This window comes from Rhizobium sp. YJ-22 (assembly GCF_029601685.1).
GTDB lineage: Bacteria > Pseudomonadota > Alphaproteobacteria > Rhizobiales > Rhizobiaceae > Metarhizobium.
The window spans coordinates 1-976 of record NZ_JARRIR010000056.1 but is presented as its reverse complement, the minus strand read 5'-3'; the positions used below and the strand labels follow the sequence as shown (position 1 = coordinate 976).

General features: G+C 55.2%; 2 tRNA genes and 1 rRNA gene. All 3 read right to left on the bottom strand.

Annotated features, from left to right (window positions below):
* Positions 1-219 precede the first annotated feature (219 nt).
* Positions 220-295 (bottom strand) — tRNA-Ala (locus P7F60_RS30750).
* A gap of 259 nt (positions 296-554) precedes the next feature.
* Positions 555-631: transfer RNA gene (locus tag P7F60_RS30745), tRNA-Ile, on the bottom strand.
* 278 nt (positions 632-909) lie between these two features.
* Positions 910-976: ribosomal RNA gene (locus P7F60_RS30740) — 16S ribosomal RNA — on the bottom strand; the annotation flags it as partial.

Here is a 976-nt window from a genome sequence, read left to right as displayed (position 1 = left end):
CAGCTTCTCGAGATCGATCCGAGGATGCGCGGTCAGGCAACATCCACCAAACCGTCGGTCAGACAAAGGCCAAAACCCTCGAACAACCAACGATCCTTGAGCGACACGAACACCAAAAGATGTTCGTTCGGATCAATCTTCTCTTCACAATGTATGCAGAACAGGCGCTTTTCCCATATGGAAAGCGCAAACCTTTTTTCTTCCTAAAGACAAGAGATATGGTGGAGCTGAGCGGGATCGAACCGCTGACCCCCTGCTTGCAAAGCAGGTGCTCTCCCAGCTGAGCTACAGCCCCATTTTTTGCGTTCACGCGCGAAGCGCTCCACGCGGGGCGGCGAACTCTCGCCGACGCGCTCTGCGCTTGCGAAAGCCAAAGCTTTCGAGCAGCAGTTCCTCGCTACCGTCACAACCATTTTCGTCGTTCGTCAAGCTTCCCAGAAGCCCCTCACCACCCTCACCGGATGGCACCCAACAGGGCCAGAGGCCCACGCCGATCGTTCGGCGGCCCGTCCGGAGCGCAGCGGCAAAGCCGCGACAGCGTCAGGACAAAACAATGGTGGGCCCGGGTAGACTCGAACTACCGACCCCACGCTTATCAAGCGTGTGCTCTAACCGACTGAGCTACGGGCCCATAAGGATGGAACAACACAAGCTTTCAGCCATAAGGCCGATAAGCGTGGTCCTTGTCTTTATCGAAGAAAGAGAAACGTAGACGGCGCTTTTGCGTCTTCTCCAAGCCACATCCAATGGATGACCTGCTCGGCGTATTTCGTTTCGATGGTCACCTGACTGGCGCCATCTATGTTCTAACAAGCTGACTTTAAGCGCGCCGTATGACCCGTTTTGGCACCCCTGTTCGCAAGAACAGGAAAGGTTTGCCAAAACCACTAAAAAAGTCTGCTTCCTTAGAAAGGAGGTGATCCAGCCGCAGGTTCCCCTACGGCTACCTTGTTACGACTTCACCCCAGTCGCTGAC